We start from the raw sequence: 18,771 nt of genomic DNA on the forward strand, positions 1-18,771 counted from the left end.
CGACCCACAGGACCTGCGATGACCTCCACCGCTGAACGCAAGCCGCTTCCGCTGCCGGATGGCCATCGCAAGGTCCTGCTGCATTCGTGCTGCGCGCCGTGTTCCGGCGAGGTGATGGAAGCGATGGTGGCGTCGGGCATCGACTTCACGATTTTCTTCTACAACCCGAACATCCATCCCCGCAAGGAATACGACCTGCGCAAGGATGAAAACATCCGCTTTGCCGAGCAGTTCGGCATCCCGTTCGTGGATGCCGACTACGACCGCGACAACTGGTTCGCACGGGCGAAGGGCATGGAGAACGAACCCGAGCGCGGCGCACGCTGCACGATGTGCTTCGACATGCGCTTCGAGCGCACCGCGCTCTATGCGCACGAGCATGCCTTTCCCGTGATGACCAGTTCGCTTGGCATTTCGCGCTGGAAGAACATGCAGCAGATCAACGACTGCGGCGTTCGCGCGGCCTCGCACTATCCGGATCTGACCTACTGGGACTACAACTGGCGCAAAGGCTGCGGTTCCGCGCGCATGGTCGAAATCAGCAAGCGCGAGGCGTTCTATCAGCAGGAATACTGCGGCTGCGCGTATTCGCTGCGCGACACCAACCTGCATCGCAAAGCCAACCATCGCGAACCGATCCGGATCGGCGTGAAGTTCTACGGCAAGGATGACGACGACGGGAATCAAGGCATCTGATGCCCTGATCCGCGTCGCTGAGCTACCTTCGTTTCGAACTCGCCGCTACGCTCTTAGCGACGTCGACTCGAGAAGGTGTTGTTCAGGCATGTCGACTCTCAACCTTTCTGCGCGAGCAGGCTCGCGATCTTCGCTTCGGTCTGCGCGTAATCGCCTTCGCCGAAGTGGGTGTATGCAATCTGCCCGTTGCGATCGATCAGATAGAACCCCGGCCAGTACTGGTTGTCGTACGCGTTCCACGTCGCGTACTGGTTGTCCTGCGCGACCGGGTAGTCGATGCCGTATTGACGGATCGCCGTCTTCACGTTGCCGGTCACGCGTTCGAACGCGTATTCCGGCGTGTGCACGCCGATCACGACGAGGCCCTGGTCCTTGTACTTGTGGTACCAGCTCTTCACGTACGGCAGCGTGTGCACGCAGTTGATGCAGCTATAGGTCCAGAAGTCCACAAGCACGACCTTGCCGCGCAACTGCTTCACCGTCAGCGGCTGGCTGTTGATCCATTGATCGATGCCGACGAATTCCGGCGCCGCGGTGCCGACGACGGACGGCGTGCCCGCCACGGCACCGCCGCACGCGGCGGTGAAGGCGGCACACGCACAGGCGGCCGCGACGGTTTTCAGCGAAGCGAACATATTCGGTTCCTGTTGGGTTCCTTTGAGTGCGCGCCAGACGAGCGGCGAATCGCGGTGCTTACTGATGCGCGTAAATCGGGCCGAGGCCAACGACGTCCGAGCCGTTGTATGCGTGCGATGCGTCGGCGCTGTCGAGCGCGTGCGGCACGTGCAGGTGCAGGTGCAGGTGGATTCCATGCACAGCCGAACCGGAAGCCGACGTACTCGCGACCGCGCCGCCGTACGAAGCAGCAGCGTCACCCTTCTGCGCTTCGAGCTTCGCTTGCGCCTGCTCGAGGTTGTCCGGGTACTGCGCCTGATCGCCGGCCGGGTTGTAGCCGGCTTTCTCCAGATCGATCAGTTCCTGGCGCACCTGGGCGCGCGTGACGGGCTGGCTCGTTTGTGCGAACGACAGAGCGGGGATAGCAACGACAGCGGCAACGATCAGCGATTGAACGAGTTTCATGATGGACTCCAGCAAGAGAAGAATGGATGGATCGGGACCGATCCCGACACAGGGCGTCCAGGCTGGGTTTCGCTACCGCCGCGCCCTGTCTTTTTCCGGGGCGGCGTCATCGCCTGGCATGGGACGTATTTGAAGGCGCGGAAGTATCCGGCTTGTGTCCCGGGAGAGGGGGATGTGCGAGGCTCCGTATCTGCGTACGTGACAGATACAGAGCGATACAAAAAGGCAGAGGCTAAGGCGTGGCTACGCCGAAGGGGCGCGTTGGTCGTGCAGCGTGACCTTGATTGCGGTGCCGGTTCCCGGCGAACTGGCCACCTCGATATGGCCGCCCAGCATCATCACGCGTTCTTCCATGCCGGCAAGGCCGAATGAAGTTTTTCTGATTGCCTGCGCGTCGAATCCGAGTCCGTCGTCGCGCACTTCGAGCACGAAGGCATCGTGCGTACGTTCGAGCACAATGGTCACTTCTTTCGCGGCCGCATGACGCGCGACATTCGTCAGCGCTTCCTGCACGAGACGGAACAGCACGATCGCGCAGTCCTCGCTCATCGCGATGTTCTCGTCCTGCACGCGCAGCCGGCATACCGTCCGACCATTGCGGTTGAATTCGGCGGCCAGCCATTCGAGCGCGGCCACGATGCCCTGATCGAGCGCCGGCGGACGCAGCGACGTGATCACCCCGCGCACCACGTGCATCGTTTCGTCCACCAGCGCGATCAGCGCGCGTGTCTCGTCGAACAGCCGCGGGTCGTTGCCGAACTGCATCCGCAACGTCGATGCGCGCATGCGCAGCGCGGTCAGATACTGCCCGAGCTCGTCGTGCATTTCCCGCGCGATGTGTTTGCGCTCTTCTTCGCGCGCGGTCTCACGGCGGGACGTGAGTTCGCGCAGCATCTCGTACGATTCGCGCAGCCGGTGCTCCGCTTCCTTTCGCTCGGTCAGGTCCACCACGAAGGCCACGCCCTCGCTGCCGCCGGTCTGGAATGCGACGCGGCCGATCATCACGGGCACACGCGAGCCGTCCTTGCGCAGGTACTCCTTCTCCGCGGGCAGCACGCTGCCCGACTTGCCGAGTTCTTCGAGCGCGTGCTCGGTGGATTCGCGCCACTCCGGCGGCGTCAGGTCCCACCAGCGCACGCGGCCCGACACCAGATCGTCGCGCTCGTAGCCGACCATGCGCAGGAACGCGTCGTTAGCTTCGAGAATATCGCCGTCGGTGCGCCACACGAAGATGCCGATGATGTTCGCGTCGACGAGCCGCCGGATCCTGGACTCGCGTTCCGCGAGATCGCGATACAGCCGCGTGTTCTCCAGCGACGTCGCGGCCTGCGACGCCAGCAGCCTCAGCACCGCGATGCGTGCCGGCGCGAACACGCGCGTGATCAGATTGTTTTCGAGGTAGAGCGCACCGATCAGCGTCGCGCGGTTCATCAGCGGCAGGCACAGCAACGAACGCGCGCGATGCTGACGGACATACGGGTCCGTGGAAAACGGCGGCTCGCTTGCGGCATCGTCGAGCATCACGCTCTCTCGCGTGCGCAGCACGTGATACAGCACCGACTCCGGCAGCATCGCCGCGCTGACCGGCACATTGCGCAGCTGCACGCTCGGCGTGTCGCCATCGGTGGTCACTTCGGCGGCGATGCGCGGGCCGTCGCTGTCGGGAAGAATCAGCAGACCGCGCACGGCGCCGGCCTGTTCGATCGCGGTACGCATGACGGTATCAATCAGCCGGTCGAGTACCATCTCGCCGGATACTGCCTGCGACACCTTGATCACGGTCGCGAGATCGAGATGCTCGACCGGCGCGCCGATCGTGCTCGTCGGCCCCAGCGCCTGCTCGCCTTCGTGCAGATACGGGTACTGCTCGTCGAGCTGCCGCACCTTGCCGTCCGCGCCCCAGCGTCGATAGCCTTGCCGCGCGTCCTGCAGATACACGCGCGCGATTTTTTCGAAGCCGCGCGCCACGTAGTAGCGCGCCGCGAGTTCGCTCGCCAGCGCTTCGTTCTGCACGAAGCCGTTCGCACGCGCCGACCGCACGGCCTCTTCATAGAGCCGCATCGCGTCGACATCGCGTCCTTCGATGCGCGCGATCTCCGCGCTCACCAGCGCCGCGCGGTTCGCAAAATTGTCCGCGCAGCTTTCGGCCCGTAGTTGCAGCTGCTTGTGATGCGCGGCAATCGTGTCCAGCATCTCGCTGCGCTCGGCGCCCACGGTTGCATCGTCGCAGCATGCGGCGAGCGAGAGCGCACCATAGAAGTGATATTCGACCTCTTCCAGGTACGATGCCGACGCCCACATCAGGCTCGCTGCTTGTTCCGCGGCATCGGCGGCGGCCGCGTAATCGCCCGCGCAAAAGCGCGCCTGCAGCTTGCGGATCCAGTACCAGCAATGCGCGATCACGAGGTCCGGGTTGTCCTTGAAGTGCCGCTCGATGCGCTTCTCGTCGAACTGCCCGTCGTCGAACGTGCCGAACGCGGGCGTGAGACCGCGCAAGCTTCGGGTCAGCGCGAGCTGCGTCGCGCTGACGTCGATCGCGAATCCGAAGTGCGCTTTCTGCGCGAACGCGAGGCTCGCTTCCGCTTCCTGCTGCACGTCCGCGAGCGGATCGCCCGCCATCAGCAGGTTGGTGATCATGTGCGTGTAGCAGTACGCCTCGCACACGAGATCGCCCGTGTTCCTCGCCGCTTCGAGGCCGCGGCGCATCAGCTCCCGGCCGGCGCGCAGGTGCTGCGTCATCGGCAGAATCACGTTGCCGAAGTGCATGTAGGTGCGCGCGCGAAACCGCATCAACCCGCGCCGTTCGACCAGATCGAAGCCGAGCTGTCCGAACTCAAAGCCGATCGTGTAGTGACCGAAGCGCGCGCCGACCGTCATGCCGAGCCGGATGTACGCCGACGACGATCCGTCGCAGTTGCCGCTTTCGAGGCTCAGATTGACGGCCCGCGAGACCACGAGAAACCACAGGTTGGTATCGGTGAAGAGCGCAGCGGGCATCACCTTGACCAGCACGTCCATCGTCGCGAGCGAGTCCGGGTCGGTCATCAGATGCAGATCGATGAGTTCGTCGATCGTGCGGTCGCTCAGTTGCAGCCAGATCCGCTCGTATTCCCGGCGCGCCTGCTCTTCCGCGGTATGCGGCGACCAGCGGATGCCGAGATGTTCGAGGTAATCCAACGCGACGGCCACCGCGCGCGTGGCCCGGTCGAGCGTCATGTACAGGTCGATGCGCAGGCAGGTCACGTTCGCGCGTTCAGGCACGTTCGCGACGCGATGCGACAGCGCTTCGAGGCGCGCTTCGGCCGCCGCGAGGCGGCCGGTCAGGAATTCGCATTCGGCGCGGTTCAACTCCAGCGCGAAGATCAGGTCGCGTTTGCGCGTCCAGCAATCGTCGGTCAGCAGTTCCGCGCCGGCCGTCAGATACGTGAGCGCGGATTCATACGCGGACGACGCCTTCGCGCGCTGTCCGGCCATCAGGTTGAAGCCCGCCAGCTGCTCGCGTTCTTCCTGCAGCGAAACGAGCGCCGTGCCGCGGTTCAGCTGATTGACGATCTCGAAGATGACGTCCTGGCGTTTCGCGGGCGGCGCGAGCTTCGCGAGCACGCGTCCGATCCGCAGATGGGTCGCCGCGCGCGAGCCAACCGGAATCAGCGAATACGCGGCTTCCTGCACGCGGTCGTGCGCGAACCGGTACGCGCTGTCCAGATGCTCGACCAGCTCCTGCTGAACGGCCGGCTGCAACAGCGCGCGAACCTGCTGCTTCGAACGCACCGACACATTCGACAGCATCGCGATCGACGCCGTGTTGCCGAGACACGCGAACTGCTGTAACGCCTGTTGCGTATCGGCGGGCAGGCGCGTCAGCTTGGCCGCCACCAGGTCGGCCACATTGTCCGTATAGCCCTTGCTGTGGATGTGCGGCAGATGCCACGACCAGCACACGCGATCATGATCGAACGTGAGCAGGCCCTCGTCGGCGAGCTCGTGCAGGAACTGGATCACGAAGAACGGATTGCCGGCGGTCTTCTCGTGCACCAGCTGCGCGAGCGGTGCGGCGCGTTCCATCGTGCAGCGCAGCGCCTCCGCGATCATCTGTTCGACGTGGTCTCGCGCGAGCGGCGCAAGCGCGATCTCATCGAGCCGCGCACCGGCGTTGCGGATGGCCTGCAGCTTGTGACGCAGCGGATGCGCGGCATCGACCTCGTTGTCGCGATACGCGCCGATCAGCAGCACATGCTGCAGGTCGGGGCCCGTCAGCAGATCTTCCAGCAGATCGACGGTTGCGGCATCGAGCCATTGCAGATCGTCGAGGAACAGCGCGAGCGGATGCTCGGCCCGCGCGAAGACGCCGATGAAGCGCCGGAACACGAGCTGGAAACGGCGCTGCGCCTGATGCGGTTCGAGCTCGGGAACGAGCGGCGGATCGCCGACGATCAGCTTCAGTTCCGGAATGAGGTCCGTCATCAGCCGAGCATTCGGCTCCAGCGCCTTCCTGAGCGCGTCGCGCCAGATCGCGAGCTCTGCCTCGCGCTTGCCGAGCAGCGGCCGCACGAGTCCCTGAAACGCCTGCACCAGCGTCGAATACGGAATGTCGCGCTTGTATTGATCGAACTTGCCCGACGCAAACAGTCCGCGCGGCGGCACCAGCACCTTGTGCAACTCGTTGACGACCGCGGATTTGCCGATGCCGGAGTAACCGGACACGAGCACCAGTTCCGGCGCGCCGCTGTTCATCACCCGATCGAACGCGGCGACCAGCGCACCGACCTCGCGCTCGCGGCCATAGAGTTTTTCGGGAATCAGCAGACGATCCGGCGTATCGTGTTCGCCCGGCCGGAATGCATCGATACGACGCAGGCGCACCCATTCCGTCAGACAGTGCCGCAAATCGCGCTCGACGCCGGCTGCCGTTTGATAGCGCTCCTCGGGCGTCTTCGCGAGCAGCTTCATCACGAGCGCGGAGACGGCGGCGGGTACGGTGTCCACGCGCGCGCTGGGCGGCATCGGCTTGCGGGCGACGTGGCAGTGCACCCATTCCATCGGGTCCGCCGCGGTGAACGGCAGCGCGCCGGTGAGCATCTGATAGAGCGCGACGCCGAACGCGTACAGGTCGCTGCGCGAGTCGATCGACCGGTTCATCCGGCCGGTCTGCTCGGGCGCCATGTACGCCAGCGTGCCGGCGATGGTCTCGGGCGGCTCGGGCCGTTGCCGTTCGCGCGGCAGTTGCGAGGCAATGCCGAAGCCGGTGAGCCGCACCAGGCCATCGGTGCAGTTCACGAGAATGTGAGCAGGCTTGAGGTCCTTGTGGACGAGGCCGCGCTGATGCAGCTTGGCGAGCGCCGCCGCGATGCCGGCGGCCACTCTGAGCACCGCAGCCACCTCCATCGGCGCGCCGATCAGCCGTTCGAGCGGCTCGCCGCCAGGGTCCGCGAGCACCAGCACCGTACGGCCATCAGCCCGCAGCAGTTCCTTCGGCTGCACCGCCCACGCGTCGCCCAGTTGATCGCGCAGCGCGAATTCGTGCGCGAGGCGCGCATAGCTGGCCGGCGGCGGATGTTCTACCGCGATGCGCGCCACCAGCACGCTGTTGCTACCGTCGCGCGACCGCTCGCGGCAGAACACGCGTTCGCCGTCCTCCCACAGGATATGGAAGCCGCGATCCGCATCGAATCCGTGTGTAGCGTCCATGGCCGCGCGTGGTGACCGGGCTTCGCCCGCCGAGGGGTGCGCGGCCGGCCAAGCTTACAGAAGCCCGCACCGTCGTCACGATACACCCGATCACTCCGGCATGCGCTTCGCCCGCCACGCAATCAGCCGCGCGCGCGTTCCGGGCTATCGCGCTGCCATGCGCGCTCGCGGATCGCCGCGAAATCCGCCGGCAGCGGATGCAGGTCGAGCCTGCGCCCGGCCTTCACGATCTGGCTCGGCGTATCGTGGCCGATCAGCGGCGGCAGGCACTTCGACGCGGCGATCAGCGCATCGAGATCGATGCCGGTGTCGAAGCCCATCAGCTCGAGCGCGTGCACGATCTCCTCGCTGCACACGTTGCCGCTCGCGCCCGGCGCATACGGACATCCACCGATGCCGCCCAGCGACGCGTCGAAGCGGTCCGCGCCCGCATCGATCGCGGCGAGCACGTTCGCGAGACCCATGCCGCGCGTGTTGTGAAAGTGCAGCGTGAACTCGCTGTGCGGCCAGCGCTTGATGCATTGCGCCGTCAGGTCCGCGACCTGGCGCGGATACGCCATGCCGGTGGTGTCGCACAACGTGACGCCGCGCGCGCCGATCTCTTCGATGAAGCGTCGCGTCCATTCGAGCACCGTGCTCACCGGCACGTCGCCTTCCATCGGGCAACCGAATGCGCAGGAGAGCGAGATGTTCACCGGCAGGCCCGCGCCGCGCGCGAGGGTCGCGACCTGCTTCAGCGCATTGAACGATTGCTCGCGCGTCATGCGCAGGTTGGACAGGTTGTGGCTTTCGCTCGCCGACATCACGAGGTTCAGTTCGTCGGCGCGCGCGTCGATCGCGCGTTCGGCGCCGCGCACGTTCGGTACCAGCGCCGTATAGACGACGCCCGGCTTGCGCTGGATCTCGCGCAGCACAATCTCGGCGTCGCGCAGCGCGGGAATCGCCTGCGGCGACACGAAGGCCGTCACTTCGATCTTCGCCATGCCGGTGTTCGAGAGCGCGTCGATCAGCGCGATCTTGTCGCGCGTCTCGACAAACGTCCCTTCCGACTGGAAGCCGTCACGCGTGCCGACTTCCTGCATGTAGATGCGACGATGCTCGCCATTCCAGATGTTCATGCGATTGCTCCCTTGTCGCGCAGTTCGGCGATGCGTTCTTCCGATACGCCGAGTTCGCGCAATACGTCGTCGGTATCGTCGCCGAGCTTCGGCGCCGAGTTCCGGATCGAGCCCGGCGTACCCATCAGTTTCGGCACGATGCCCGGCACCTCCACGTCGTAGCCGTCGCGCGTGGTCTGCTGCAGGATCATGTCGCGCGCGCGGTAGTGCGGGTCTTCGGCGATGTCGCGGGCCGTGTAGATCTTGCCCGCCGGCACGCGCGCTTCGGTCAGCGCAGCCAGCACCTGTTCGGTGGAACGCTGCCCGGTCCAGGCATCGATCGCCTGATCCAGCTCGTCGACCCGCGCGACGCGGCCCGCGTTGTTCGCGAGTGCCGCATCGTTCGCGAGGTCGTCGCGGCCGATCGCCGCCATCAGCCGCTTGAAGATGCTGTCGCCGTTGCCCGCGATCAGCACGTAGCCATCGCTGCAACGGTAGGCGTTCGAAGGCGCGATGCCCGGCAACGCGCTGCCCGCCGCTTCGCGCACGTTCCCGAACGCGCTGTATTCGGGAGTCAGGCTCTCCATCACGTTGAACACCGCTTCGTGCAGCGCAACGTCGATGACCTGGCCTTTGCCGCCGTTCGCATCGCGGTGATAGAGCGCGGTCAGCACGCCGATCACGCCATGCAGCGCGGCAAGCGTGTCGCCGATCGAGATGCCGCAGCGCACCGGCACGCGGCCCCGCTCGCCGGTCAGATGACGCAGGCCGCCCATCGCTTCGCCGATCGAGCCGAAGCCCGGCAGATCGCGATACGGGCCCGTCTGCCCGTAACCGGAGATGCGCAGCATGACGAGCCGCGGGTTGAGTTCCGAGAGCTGTTCGTAGCTCATGCCCCAGCCTTCGAGCGTGCCGGGGCGGAAGTTCTCGATCAGCACGTCCGCTTCCGCGATCAGCTTGCGCGCGATGTCCTGACCTTCGGCGCTACGCAGGTCCAGCGCCACCGAACGTTTGTTGCGCGACTGCACCTGCCACCAGACCGAGGTGCCGTCCTTCATCAGCCGCCAGTTGCGGAGCGGGTCACCACTGCCCGGCGGCTCGATCTTGACCACGTCCGCGCCGAACTCGCCGAGCGTCTTGCCGGCGAACGGGCCGGCGATGAGCTGGCCCATCTCGATCACGCGCACGCCCTTCAGCGCGGCGGGGGTGGGGAAGGAAAGTTGACCACTCATGATGGGGATGTCTCCGAACATTCAGACAAAAGCTTGTCTGGTGTCGCCTCACCGCGATGCAACATGCGCTGCTTCTGCAGTTTTGCGGTTGGGCGCTTGATGAAGACAATTGTGCGCGGGACGCGAGCGCGAGGGAATGACACATCGCGGAAGCGAGCTTTCTCGATTCGCGAAAGCTGCGAAAACACCGGCCGGCGCGGCGTTGCGCGGGGTCGCTCGCGCGTTGATGGTCGTCGCGCTCAGCCCGCCAGCGCCATATCCGGCGTCGCGCGCGTCAGATGGTTGACGAGCAGGCGCGCGGGCTTCGGCAGCGCCTTGAAGTCGCGCGCGCAGATCAGCAGTTCGCGGTGCGCCCAGTCTTCGGCAAGCGGGATCCGGTGCAGATGCATCGACCGCAGATGCGGGCTCACGGCCGCATCCGGCAACACGGCGATGCCAAGCCCGGCCGCCACCATCAGGCACATCGCATCGAAGCTGCGCACCTGGATACGCAGCTTCAGGCGTCCGCCGGCATCGCTGGTGGCGGCCTGCAGGCGCTTCGCGAGCGAGGTGTTGCGAGACAGGCTCACGAAGTCGAATTCCAGCGCGTCGTTGAACGCGACGGACTGCTGGCGCGCGAGCGGATGATTGCGGGGCACGACGAGCACCAGGTGATCCTGGCGGTACACCATGGTCTGCAGGCCGAAGGTCGGCATCTGGTCGGCCATGATGCCGAAGTCGGCATTGCCGTCCACCACGGCCAGCGCGACCTGCTCGCTGTCCTGCTCTTCGAGCTCGATGCGGATCTCCGGATTGGCCGCGATGAACTCGGCGATGTCCGACGGCAGGAACTGCGTGACCGCCGACGTATTGGCCCACATCCGCACGACGCCCACCACGCCCGCCGCGTAGTCGGACATGTCGGCGGTCATCAGGTCGACGTCGTTGAGGATGCGCTGCGCGTGCTGCTTCAGCGCTTCACCCGCCGCGGTGAGCGTGATGCCGCGCGAGTGACGTTCGAACAGTTCGGTGCCGATCGCGGTTTCGAGGTCCGCGATCCGCTTGCTGGCGGCACCGACCGCGAGATGGGCAAGCTCCGCGCCCTTGCTGATGCTGCCCGTGCGCACCACGAGCGCGAACAGCGAAAGCGAGACGAGGTCCAGACGGTGAAGATTCATGCGAGGCTGCTCCGGCCGCGGTCATGGCCGCATTATGAGCCAGCGTGCTTGCCGAAGCCCAGCTTCTCCATCGCTTCATGCGCGTCGATCACCATCGTCGCGATCTCGCCGACCGTGATGCGCAGGCTCGTCGCGCGCGCCCGCATATGCTCGTAGGCTTCGTTTTCGCCGAGCCGCTGCGAGTCCATCAGGATACGCACGGCCTTTTCGATGTGCCGCCGTGCCTTGATCGCTTCTTCGAGCTTCGCGATCTTGCTGTTCAAACGCTGCTGATACCCCGACGACGCACGCGCGAGCACCAGCGTGCTGAGAATGCCGGTGGAGCGATACGGCTTCGTGATGACACCATGCGGCTGCGTGTCGACCAGCATCTTCAGCGCGGTCGGGTTTTCGTAGTCGGACAGCGCGATGAGCGTCGCGCTGCTGTCCGCCGCGCACCAGTGGCCCGCGCTGCGACACTCCGGCCCGACGAGAAAGAAGATCACGTCGGCATCCGCCGGCAACTGCGCGGGAAACGGCCAGACCGCGCGAACCGGGCAGCCGATCCGGCGCAGCTGTTCCTCAAGCACGCCACGGTCCTCGCCCGGTGGATGAATGATGGCGACCCGCAGCGTGCGCAGATCGTCGAACAGGCGACGCGCGCTGCCGCTCATGCCGGGTCCCCATCCAGCCAGAATTCACCGAAGCCGTAAGCCGTCAGATACGGGTCCGGCTTCACGACGCCGCGGCTTTCCCACACCACGTCGAACGCGCCGTCCGGACGGCAGACAGCGACCCTCGGCGTGAGGATCGCGTGATGGTTGCCGGGGTCGATCTTGAGCAGCCCTTCGGGCGAATCGAATTCCACGTCGTGCAGCGCGTCGACCAGCTTCGCGGTATCCAGGCTGCGCGTGCGCTTCAGCGCTTCGGCAAACAGATGCACCTGGTTGTACGCCATCTCCGACCACATGCTCGCGGGCTGCTCGCCGAAGCGGGCGCGCCAGGCGGTCAGGAAGCGCCGGTTGCTGTCGTTGTCAAGCGTGTTGAGGTACGTGGCCGATACGATGTGGCCTACGCACAGCCCCGCGCCGATCATCCCGATCTCGCCTTCGGTCATCGTCAGACTGGCGATCGGCATGCGCGCGGGGTCGAGTCCGCTGTCGCGATACAGCGTGTAGAACGCTCGCGCGGCACGGCCGATCAGCGTGGAAAACACCACGTCCGGTTTGACCGCATGAATGTCGCGCACCAGCTGCTCGAGCGCGGCCGGGTCCGCATCGCTCGGCAGGTAGAGTTCTTCGACAATCTCGCCGCCGTGATCTTCGACGATGTCCCGCATGATGCGGTTCGATTCGCGCGGGTAGATGTAGTCCGCGCCGACCAGAAAGAAGCGCCGGCCCACGTGACGCAGCAGCCACGCCGCAAGCTGGATGCTGTTCTGGTTCGGCACCGCGCCGGTATAGATGACGTTGGGCGAATACTCGAACCCTTCGTAGATCGAGCAGTACCAGAGCAACGCGTTGTTGCGCTCGATCACCGGCAGCACCGCCTTGCGGCTCGACGACGTCGAGCAGCCGAAGATCACACTCACGTCGTCTTCCTGCAGCATGCGCGTGGCGAGGCGCCGGTACTCGTCGGCGTCGCTCTTCGCATCGTAGACGACGGGGTCGAGCAGCCGGCCGTCGATGCCGCCCGCCGCGTTGATCTCTTCGATCGCGAGTACGGTGCCGAAGAAATGCTCGGACCCGGTCGCGCCGGTGATGCCGGTACGCGAGTAGAGCACGCCGATTCGCCAGCTGTCGTCGGAGCCGGTGCGCGGGTGCTCGTCTCTCGTTTCCGCGCGCGGTTGCTCCGATGGGTGGTCGCTCGATGCCTGGCCCGTCATGGCGCCGCCTCCTCCGATGCCGCGATCGCGTGCTCGACGAACGCCGCGGCGCCAAGACAGCGCGCGTCGTCCCACGGCGCGCCGATCACCTGCACGCCGACCGGCGCGCCATTGTCGCCGCGCAGGCCGGGCACGTTCACGCACGGACTGCCGAGCAGCGTCCAGTTGCGATTGAACGCGGGGCTGCCGGTGGAGTCGTAGCCTTGCGGCGCTTCGTCGAGCGCGCTTGGCGTCAGCAACGCGGTCACACCTTCGAACAGCGCCGCCTGCTGGTGTCGCGTTCGCTCCATCAACACGAAGGCCTTCGAATACGCATCCACGTCGATGCTCGCCGCGCGTTCGAGAAAACCGCGCAGCAACGCGGACAACGCATCGCGGTGATGATCGTATTCGTAGCCGAGCGTGCGCCACGCTTCGTAACTCTGGATCACGTTGTGCGCGTCGATCAGTTCCGCCATCCATGGATCGAAGCGCACCGGCTTCACGCTGCCGCCCGCTTTTTCTATCGCGCGAATGGCCGTGTCGAGCGCGGCGATCGCGTGGTCCGAAGGCGCGGTCCACGGGTAGTCGACGGGGATGCCGAATACCGGCTTGTCCGGCGTCGATGCCGACGCGACGGCAAGCTCGCGGCCCGACAGCGCCTGCCCGAGGAATGCCGCGTCGCGCACCGTCGCCGCGAACAGGCCGACGGTATCGAACGACCACGAAAAGCACTTCATGCCCGCCGTCGGCAGCATGCCGAGGGTGGGCTTGTACCCGGCGATGCCGCAGAACGACGCCGGGCGAATGGTCGAGCCGCCCGTCTGCGAGCCGATCGCGAACGGCACGATGCCGGCCGCCACCGCCGCGGCGGAGCCCGCGGAGGACCCGCCCGGTGTGCGCGCGAGATCGCACGGATTGCGCGTGACGGTCGGCGCCATGTACGCGAACTCGCTCGTCGTCGCCTTGCCGACGATCACGGCGCCCGCTCGCCGCAGCAGCGTCACGACCGCGGCGTCCGACCTGGGACGATGGCCTTCGTAGATCGGCGACCCATAGTTCGTCGCCAGACCGGCGGTATCGAAGATGTCCTTCACCGCGACCGGCAGACCGGCGAGCGGCCCACGCGCGGCGCCGGCTGCAGCGATGGCCTCGTCGCGCCCGATCACCGCGGTCATCGCGCGGATGTCGGCATCGACTTCTTCGATCCGCGCGAGCGACTCCAGCGCTGCGCGGCCCTGTCCACGCGCGGCATCGTCGATGCGCTGACGCAGCGTCAGCACCGACACGGGCCGATAGAACGAATGTGCATCCCTTTCCATGGTTCGAACACGCTCCTCTCGTCGTTCACACGCGCAAGTGACCGAAAATCGATTCCGCCGCGCCTTCGTCTTTGGCGTTGCCGCGATCGATAATTTCACCTTGCTTCAGGATCGCATACCGGTCCGCAACCTTCAATGCGAACGACACGTGCTGCTCGATCAGCAGGACCGTCGTGCCGTGACGCTCGCGCTCCCACAGCAGCGCATTCGCGAGACGGTCGATCACCGACGGCTGCAAGCCCTCCGTGATCTCGTCGAACAGGATGATGGACGGCCGCATCATCAGCGCGCGCGCCACCAGCAGCATTTTCTGCTCGCCGCCCGAGAGCGTGCCGGCATGTTGCTTCAGTCGGCTCTTGAACACCGGAAACAGCGGTTCGATTTCCGCGAAGCGCTCGTCGAACACGGACACGTTCGTGAGACCCAGCCGCAGGTTGTCGCGAATCGACAGGTCCTGGAACAGCGCGTGTTCCTGCGGCGCGTACGCGATGCCTTCGCGGGCGATCCGATGCGGCGGCAGCCGCGTGACGTCCACACCGTTCACGCGCACGGTGCCTGCCTGCTTCGGCAGATAGCCCATGATGGTCTTGAGCAAGGTGGTCTTGCCCATACCGTTCTTGCCGAGCAGCGCAACCGCCTCGCCGCCCGTCACGCTCATCGAGAGCGCGCGCAACACCACTGATGCCTTGTATCCGCTCGTCACGCCTTGCAGGTCCAGTGCGATCTCGCTCATGACGTTTCTCCATCGCCAGCCGCCATGCCGCCCACCACCGGCTGCGCGGTGCCCGCGTAAATCGTTCGCACCAGCTCCGAGTGCACGACTTCGTCGAAGATGCCTTCCATCACGATGCGGCCTTGATGCAGCACGACGATGCGCGTCGCGATCTCCGCGACGAAGTCGAGATCGTGTTCGACCAGCAGACAGCACAGCCCATACCGATGCGCGAGCGCAGCGAGCACGTTGCCGATCTGCGTGCGCTCGGTTTTCGTGAGGCCTGCAGTGGGCTCGTCGAGCAGCACGATGCGCGGCTCCAGCGTCAGCACCATCGCGAGCTCCAGCGCCTGCTGCTCGCCATGCGAAAGGCCCTTCGTCACCGCATCCAGCTTGCGGTCGAGACCAGTGGCGTGCACCACGTCGAGCGCATACGGCGGCAACGCAAGCGAGCGTGAGCACTTCCACAGCGACGGCCGTTCGATCAGCGTGCTCGCAATGCGCAGGCATTCGGCCACCGTCAGCGTATCGAACACATTCGCGTTCTGGAACTTGCGGCCGAGCCCGAAGCGCACGCAACGTTCCGGCGGCGATTCGCGGATATCGTTGCCGCACAGCGAGACGTTGCCCGCCGAACGCTCCGCGCCATCGCTCATGCAGCGCATCAGCGTCGTCTTGCCCGCGCCGTTGGGACCGATCAGCCCGACCAGCTCGCCCGCATGCGCGGTCAGGTCAATGCCCTGCAGCACCTTCAAGCTGCCGAAGTGACGCGCCACACCGTTCATGCGCAACGCTGCTTCGGTGGATGACTGTGCGTCCACCGCGGCCACTTCCCGCTCTACCAGCGCCGGCACCGGACGTTCGCCCGCAAAGCGGCGGAACGGCCGCGTCAGCAATGGCAGCAACCCTTGCGGCAGCAGCACGATGACCATCACGAATGCGGCGCCCAGAATCAGCTGCCATGCGAACGGCAGGCTGCCGCTGAGATACGACGTCGCGACGTTGATCAGCAATGCGCCCGCCACGGGCCCCCACAACGTGCCGCGACCGCCGAGCGCAACCCAGATGATCAGTTGCGTGCCCAGAACGAAACCGGTCAGCTCGGGCGCCACCACGCCGCTGAACGAACCGTAGCCGAAGCCCGCGATACCCGCGACGATCGCCATCGCGATCGACAGCACGATCTTCACGCGCGACGTATCGATACCGAGATAGGAGCAGCGCGATTCATTGTCGCGAATGGCCATCAACACGCGGCCGCCGTCGCTGCGCACGAAAAACCATCCCGCGATCGCGACGACGGCGAGCCCCGCACCGGCAATCCAGTACCAGGCCTGCAGTGAGAAATCGAACGTCGTGTAGCCCGTCAGGCCCGAACTCGAACCGGTCCATTCACCGCCGGACAGCACGAGCTGCGACAGCACGATCGGCAGCACGAGCGACATGACCGTCGAGAAGAACGGTGATGCGCCGCGATAAAACGACAGCCAGCCCACCAGCGCTGCGATCGCCGCCGTCGCCGCAATCGCGACGATCAGCGCAAGCGCCACGTAGCCCGGCGAGAAACCGCCATGCGTGAACACGATGCCCGCAGCGTACGCGCCCACGCCGAAGAATGCGGACTGCCCGAACGTCAGAAAGCCCGTGTAACCCCACAGCACATCGACCGTCACCGCGACGATCGCGAAGAAGAACGCCTGGATCAGCACGTTCAGCAGATACGTGCCGAACAGCAACGGACCAGCAGCAAGCAGCAGAACGGCGAGGCCGACGAGCGGCAGCGAGCCGCGCCCTTGCAGACCGCGCACGCCGGTCTTTTCGGCGTGACGCGGCAACGCGTCGTGGCCCGCGCGCGCCGGCGACAGATTGACCTTAACCATGCGAGAACCCCTTCGGCCGGACGCGCAGCACGAACGCCGCGAGCACGGCGATAGTCAGCCCGCCAAGGACGGGACTGACGAACGTGCTGACGAGCACCTGGCACGCGCCGAACACCAGACAGGTGACGAGCAGGCTCGCCATCGAATGACCGGACACCATCACGAGCATGAATGCGCTGACGAGCCACGGCAGCCCCATGTCGGGATCGACGCTCGACAGCGGCGTGATCAGCATGCCCGCGAGCGAGCCGAGCGCAGCCCCGAGACTGAACGTGATGAAGCGAATGCGACCCGAATGAATGCCGAGGCCGCGCGCGAGGTCTTCGTTCATGATCACCGCGCGCGTCTTCACGCCGAAACGCGTGCCGGACAAGAGCCCGCCAAGCGCCGCGCACAGGCCGAGCGCGACCGGAATCAGCAGCAGGCGATACGCCGAGTAGTCGGTGCCCGCGACCAAAATCGCGCCTTTCAGCGGCGTTTCGACGAACTGCACTTCGCGGCCGAACGTCATCACGATCGTCTGGCCGATGACGATGCCGAGCCCCCAGGTCGCGAGGATCGCGTCGAGCGGTCGCTTGTAGAGCGGCCGCACGATCAGCTGCTCGACCACCATGCCGACCGCGACGCCGACGATGATCGCGAGCGGCACACCGAACCACGGATTCAGTTTCAGCTGCGTGATCACGAAGCTCGCGTACGCGCCTATCGTCAGCAAAGCACCATGCGCGAAGTTGACGATTTTCATCACGCCAAAGATCACCATCAACCCGGCGGTCACGATGAACAGCACGGCCGCCGTAGTCAGAATGTCGAGTGTCAGGACCATGCCTGTCTCCCAGTCGCATCCACCGCGCGGCCATCGCGGCCGCAGGCAGACGGATCGTGTCGTACTACTTGATGTTCGGGCACTGCGCGCCGGGATCGACGTTCGGGAAGGTCTGCAGGATCTTCACCGAACCGTCGGACTGGATCTGTCCGAGGCGCATCGCAAGCGGCGTATGACGGCTGTGGTTCATGCTGACCGGTCCACGCGGCCCGTCGAACGACACCTGACCGAGCGCCTCGATCACCTTGCGCGGATCCGTCGAACCCGCTTTCTCGACCGCGGCCTTGTACAGATAGAACGCTTCGTACTGCGGCTCCGACAGCTCGTTCGGCGTCTTCATGTCGTTGCCAAAGCGCTTGCGCATCGCCGCCATGAACTTCGCGTTGCCCGGCGTATCGATACTCGTCAGGTAGGAGCCCGACATATAGATGCCCGTGGCCACGTCGCCCATGCTCTTCGCCGTGCCTTCGTCGATAGCCAGATTGCCGTACGGCAAGGTCAGGCCCGAGCCCTTCAGCTGCTTCGCGAGCGATACGTTCGGCGCGCCGCCGGCCGTTGCGCTGATGAGCGCATCCGGATGGGCCGAGCGAATCTTCGAGAGAATCGGCGTCCAGTCGGTGCCGTCGATCGGCAGGAATTCTTCGCCGACTACCTTGCCGCCGTGCTGCGCGATGTACTTCGCGGTGAAGTCGAGCATACCGCGCCCAAAAGCGTAGTCGTTGCCGACGAGAAAGAAATTCTTCGCGCTCTTTGACTTCATGAAGTAATCGACCACCGGCGCGACCTGCTGCTCCGGCACCCAGCCGTTCACGTACATCCACGGGCTGCACGAATGGCCTTCGTAGAACGACGTGTAGATGAACGGCTTCTTGCCGCGCGCGACGATCGGCAGCGCGGCGTTGCGCGCGGCGCTCGTTTCCATCGAGATCACCGCGTCGACGTCTTTCTGGAAGACCAGCGTGTCATACGCTTTCTGCGCGCCGACCGCGCCGGATGCGTCGTCCGCGATATCGAGCTCCACCTTGCGGCCCAGGATGCCGCCGGCGGCGTTGATCTCGTCGACCGCGAGTTGCGACGACTGCACGACCGCGGGCGCGACGACGCTGTTCGCGCCGGACAGGCCGACGGCCACGCCGATCTTGATCGGCTCCGCGGCGTGCGCGCCAAGGCAGGCGAAGCAGGCGGCGGTCAGCACGGCGCCTGCCAGCACGCGATGGATGAATGGGTTCATGCGATCT

At 65.6% G+C, this 18,771-nt stretch carries 14 protein-coding genes; 1 reads left to right on the plus strand and 13 read right to left on the minus strand.

Annotation, left to right across the window (positions count from 1 at the left end; translation table 11 throughout):
• The first annotated feature begins 18 nt into the window (after nucleotides 1-18).
• A complete protein-coding gene (locus DVS29_RS01665; protein ID WP_118178673.1) occupies nucleotides 19-696 on the plus strand; it encodes an epoxyqueuosine reductase QueH in 678 nt (225 codons plus the stop codon).
• Between the two features lie 98 nt (nucleotides 697-794).
• Here the strand turns inward: DVS29_RS01665 and DVS29_RS01670 are convergent, their stop codons facing one another.
• The 13 genes from DVS29_RS01670 to DVS29_RS01730 all read right to left on the minus strand — a co-directional run bounded on the left by DVS29_RS01670 (nucleotide 795) and on the right by DVS29_RS01730 (nucleotide 18,764).
• Entirely contained in the window at nucleotides 795-1,331 is a 537-nt protein-coding gene (locus DVS29_RS01670; protein WP_118178674.1) for a thioredoxin family protein, read from the minus strand.
• Between the two features lie 58 nt (nucleotides 1,332-1,389).
• On the minus strand, nucleotides 1,390-1,776 hold the full coding sequence (locus DVS29_RS01675; protein ID WP_118178675.1) for a DUF4148 domain-containing protein: 387 nt from the start codon (nucleotides 1,774-1,776) through the stop codon (nucleotides 1,390-1,392).
• A gap of 243 nt (nucleotides 1,777-2,019) precedes the next feature.
• Nucleotides 2,020-7,464, minus strand: a complete 5,445-nt coding sequence (locus DVS29_RS01680) for an AAA family ATPase (RefSeq protein WP_118178676.1) — start codon at nucleotides 7,462-7,464, stop codon at nucleotides 2,020-2,022.
• A 122-nt stretch (nucleotides 7,465-7,586) separates the two neighbouring features.
• Entirely contained in the window at nucleotides 7,587-8,582 is a 996-nt protein-coding gene (locus tag DVS29_RS01685) for a hydroxymethylglutaryl-CoA lyase (protein ID WP_118178677.1), read from the minus strand.
• Nucleotides 8,579-9,793: a CaiB/BaiF CoA transferase family protein gene (locus DVS29_RS01690; RefSeq protein ID WP_118178742.1), complete on the minus strand. Its 1,215-nt coding sequence runs from the start codon at nucleotides 9,791-9,793 to the stop codon at nucleotides 8,579-8,581. Before DVS29_RS01690 ends, DVS29_RS01685 begins: the two co-directional genes overlap by 4 nt.
• Nucleotides 9,794-10,032: 239 nt before the next feature.
• Nucleotides 10,033-10,950, minus strand: a complete 918-nt coding sequence (locus DVS29_RS01695; protein ID WP_118178678.1) for a LysR family transcriptional regulator — start codon at nucleotides 10,948-10,950, stop codon at nucleotides 10,033-10,035.
• A gap of 32 nt (nucleotides 10,951-10,982) precedes the next feature.
• On the minus strand, nucleotides 10,983-11,603 hold the full coding sequence (locus DVS29_RS01700; protein ID WP_118178679.1) for an ANTAR domain-containing response regulator: 621 nt from the start codon (nucleotides 11,601-11,603) through the stop codon (nucleotides 10,983-10,985).
• Nucleotides 11,600-12,814 carry a transporter substrate-binding domain-containing protein gene (locus tag DVS29_RS01705; RefSeq protein WP_118178680.1) on the minus strand — a complete coding sequence of 405 codons (1,215 nt, stop codon included), beginning with the start codon at nucleotides 12,812-12,814 and terminating at the stop codon, nucleotides 11,600-11,602. Before DVS29_RS01705 ends, DVS29_RS01700 begins: the two co-directional genes overlap by 4 nt.
• A complete protein-coding gene (locus DVS29_RS01710) occupies nucleotides 12,811-14,115 on the minus strand; it encodes an amidase (protein WP_118178681.1) in 1,305 nt (434 codons plus the stop codon). Before DVS29_RS01710 ends, DVS29_RS01705 begins: the two co-directional genes overlap by 4 nt.
• 25 nt (nucleotides 14,116-14,140) lie before the next feature.
• Entirely contained in the window at nucleotides 14,141-14,848 is a 708-nt protein-coding gene (locus tag DVS29_RS01715) for a branched-chain amino acid ABC transporter ATP-binding protein (RefSeq protein ID WP_118178682.1), read from the minus strand.
• The gene (locus DVS29_RS01720; protein ID WP_118178683.1) at nucleotides 14,845-16,707 is read right to left on the minus strand and encodes an ABC transporter permease subunit; all 1,863 of its coding nucleotides are present in this window, start codon (nucleotides 16,705-16,707) and stop codon (nucleotides 14,845-14,847) included. The genes DVS29_RS01715 and DVS29_RS01720 overlap by 4 nt, the downstream gene beginning before the upstream one ends.
• Nucleotides 16,700-17,533 (minus strand): branched-chain amino acid ABC transporter permease, encoded by an 834-nt coding sequence (locus DVS29_RS01725; protein WP_118178684.1) that lies wholly within the window; start codon nucleotides 17,531-17,533, stop codon nucleotides 16,700-16,702. Before DVS29_RS01725 ends, DVS29_RS01720 begins: the two co-directional genes overlap by 8 nt.
• A 64-nt stretch (nucleotides 17,534-17,597) precedes the next feature.
• The gene (locus DVS29_RS01730) at nucleotides 17,598-18,764 is read right to left on the minus strand and encodes a substrate-binding protein (protein WP_118178685.1); all 1,167 of its coding nucleotides are present in this window, start codon (nucleotides 18,762-18,764) and stop codon (nucleotides 17,598-17,600) included.
• Nucleotides 18,765-18,771: the final 7 nt, after the last annotated feature.

The sequence above is a fragment of the Paraburkholderia phosphatilytica genome (assembly GCF_003443895.1).
Lineage (GTDB): Bacteria > Pseudomonadota > Gammaproteobacteria > Burkholderiales > Burkholderiaceae > Paraburkholderia > Paraburkholderia phosphatilytica.

Coding starts and splice junctions, on each gene's coding strand:
- DVS29_RS01665 (WP_118178673.1), top strand. CDS start 19: ATGACCTCCACCGCTGAACGCAAGCCGCTTCCGCTGCCGGATGGCCAT.
- DVS29_RS01670 (WP_118178674.1), bottom strand. CDS start 1,331: ATGTTCGCTTCGCTGAAAACCGTCGCGGCCGCCTGTGCGTGTGCCGCC.
- DVS29_RS01675 (WP_118178675.1), bottom strand. CDS start 1,776: ATGAAACTCGTTCAATCGCTGATCGTTGCCGCTGTCGTTGCTATCCCC.
- DVS29_RS01680 (WP_118178676.1), bottom strand. CDS start 7,464: ATGGACGCTACACACGGATTCGATGCGGATCGCGGCTTCCATATCCTG.
- DVS29_RS01685 (WP_118178677.1), bottom strand. CDS start 8,582: ATGAACATCTGGAATGGCGAGCATCGTCGCATCTACATGCAGGAAGTC.
- DVS29_RS01690 (WP_118178742.1), bottom strand. CDS start 9,793: ATGAGTGGTCAACTTTCCTTCCCCACCCCCGCCGCGCTGAAGGGCGTG.
- DVS29_RS01695 (WP_118178678.1), bottom strand. CDS start 10,950: ATGAATCTTCACCGTCTGGACCTCGTCTCGCTTTCGCTGTTCGCGCTC.
- DVS29_RS01700 (WP_118178679.1), bottom strand. CDS start 11,603: ATGAGCGGCAGCGCGCGTCGCCTGTTCGACGATCTGCGCACGCTGCGG.
- DVS29_RS01705 (WP_118178680.1), bottom strand. CDS start 12,814: ATGACGGGCCAGGCATCGAGCGACCACCCATCGGAGCAACCGCGCGCG.
- DVS29_RS01710 (WP_118178681.1), bottom strand. CDS start 14,115: ATGGAAAGGGATGCACATTCGTTCTATCGGCCCGTGTCGGTGCTGACG.
- DVS29_RS01715 (WP_118178682.1), bottom strand. CDS start 14,848: ATGAGCGAGATCGCACTGGACCTGCAAGGCGTGACGAGCGGATACAAG.
- DVS29_RS01720 (WP_118178683.1), bottom strand. CDS start 16,707: ATGGTTAAGGTCAATCTGTCGCCGGCGCGCGCGGGCCACGACGCGTTG.
- DVS29_RS01725 (WP_118178684.1), bottom strand. CDS start 17,533: ATGGTCCTGACACTCGACATTCTGACTACGGCGGCCGTGCTGTTCATC.
- DVS29_RS01730 (WP_118178685.1), bottom strand. CDS start 18,764: ATGAACCCATTCATCCATCGCGTGCTGGCAGGCGCCGTGCTGACCGCC.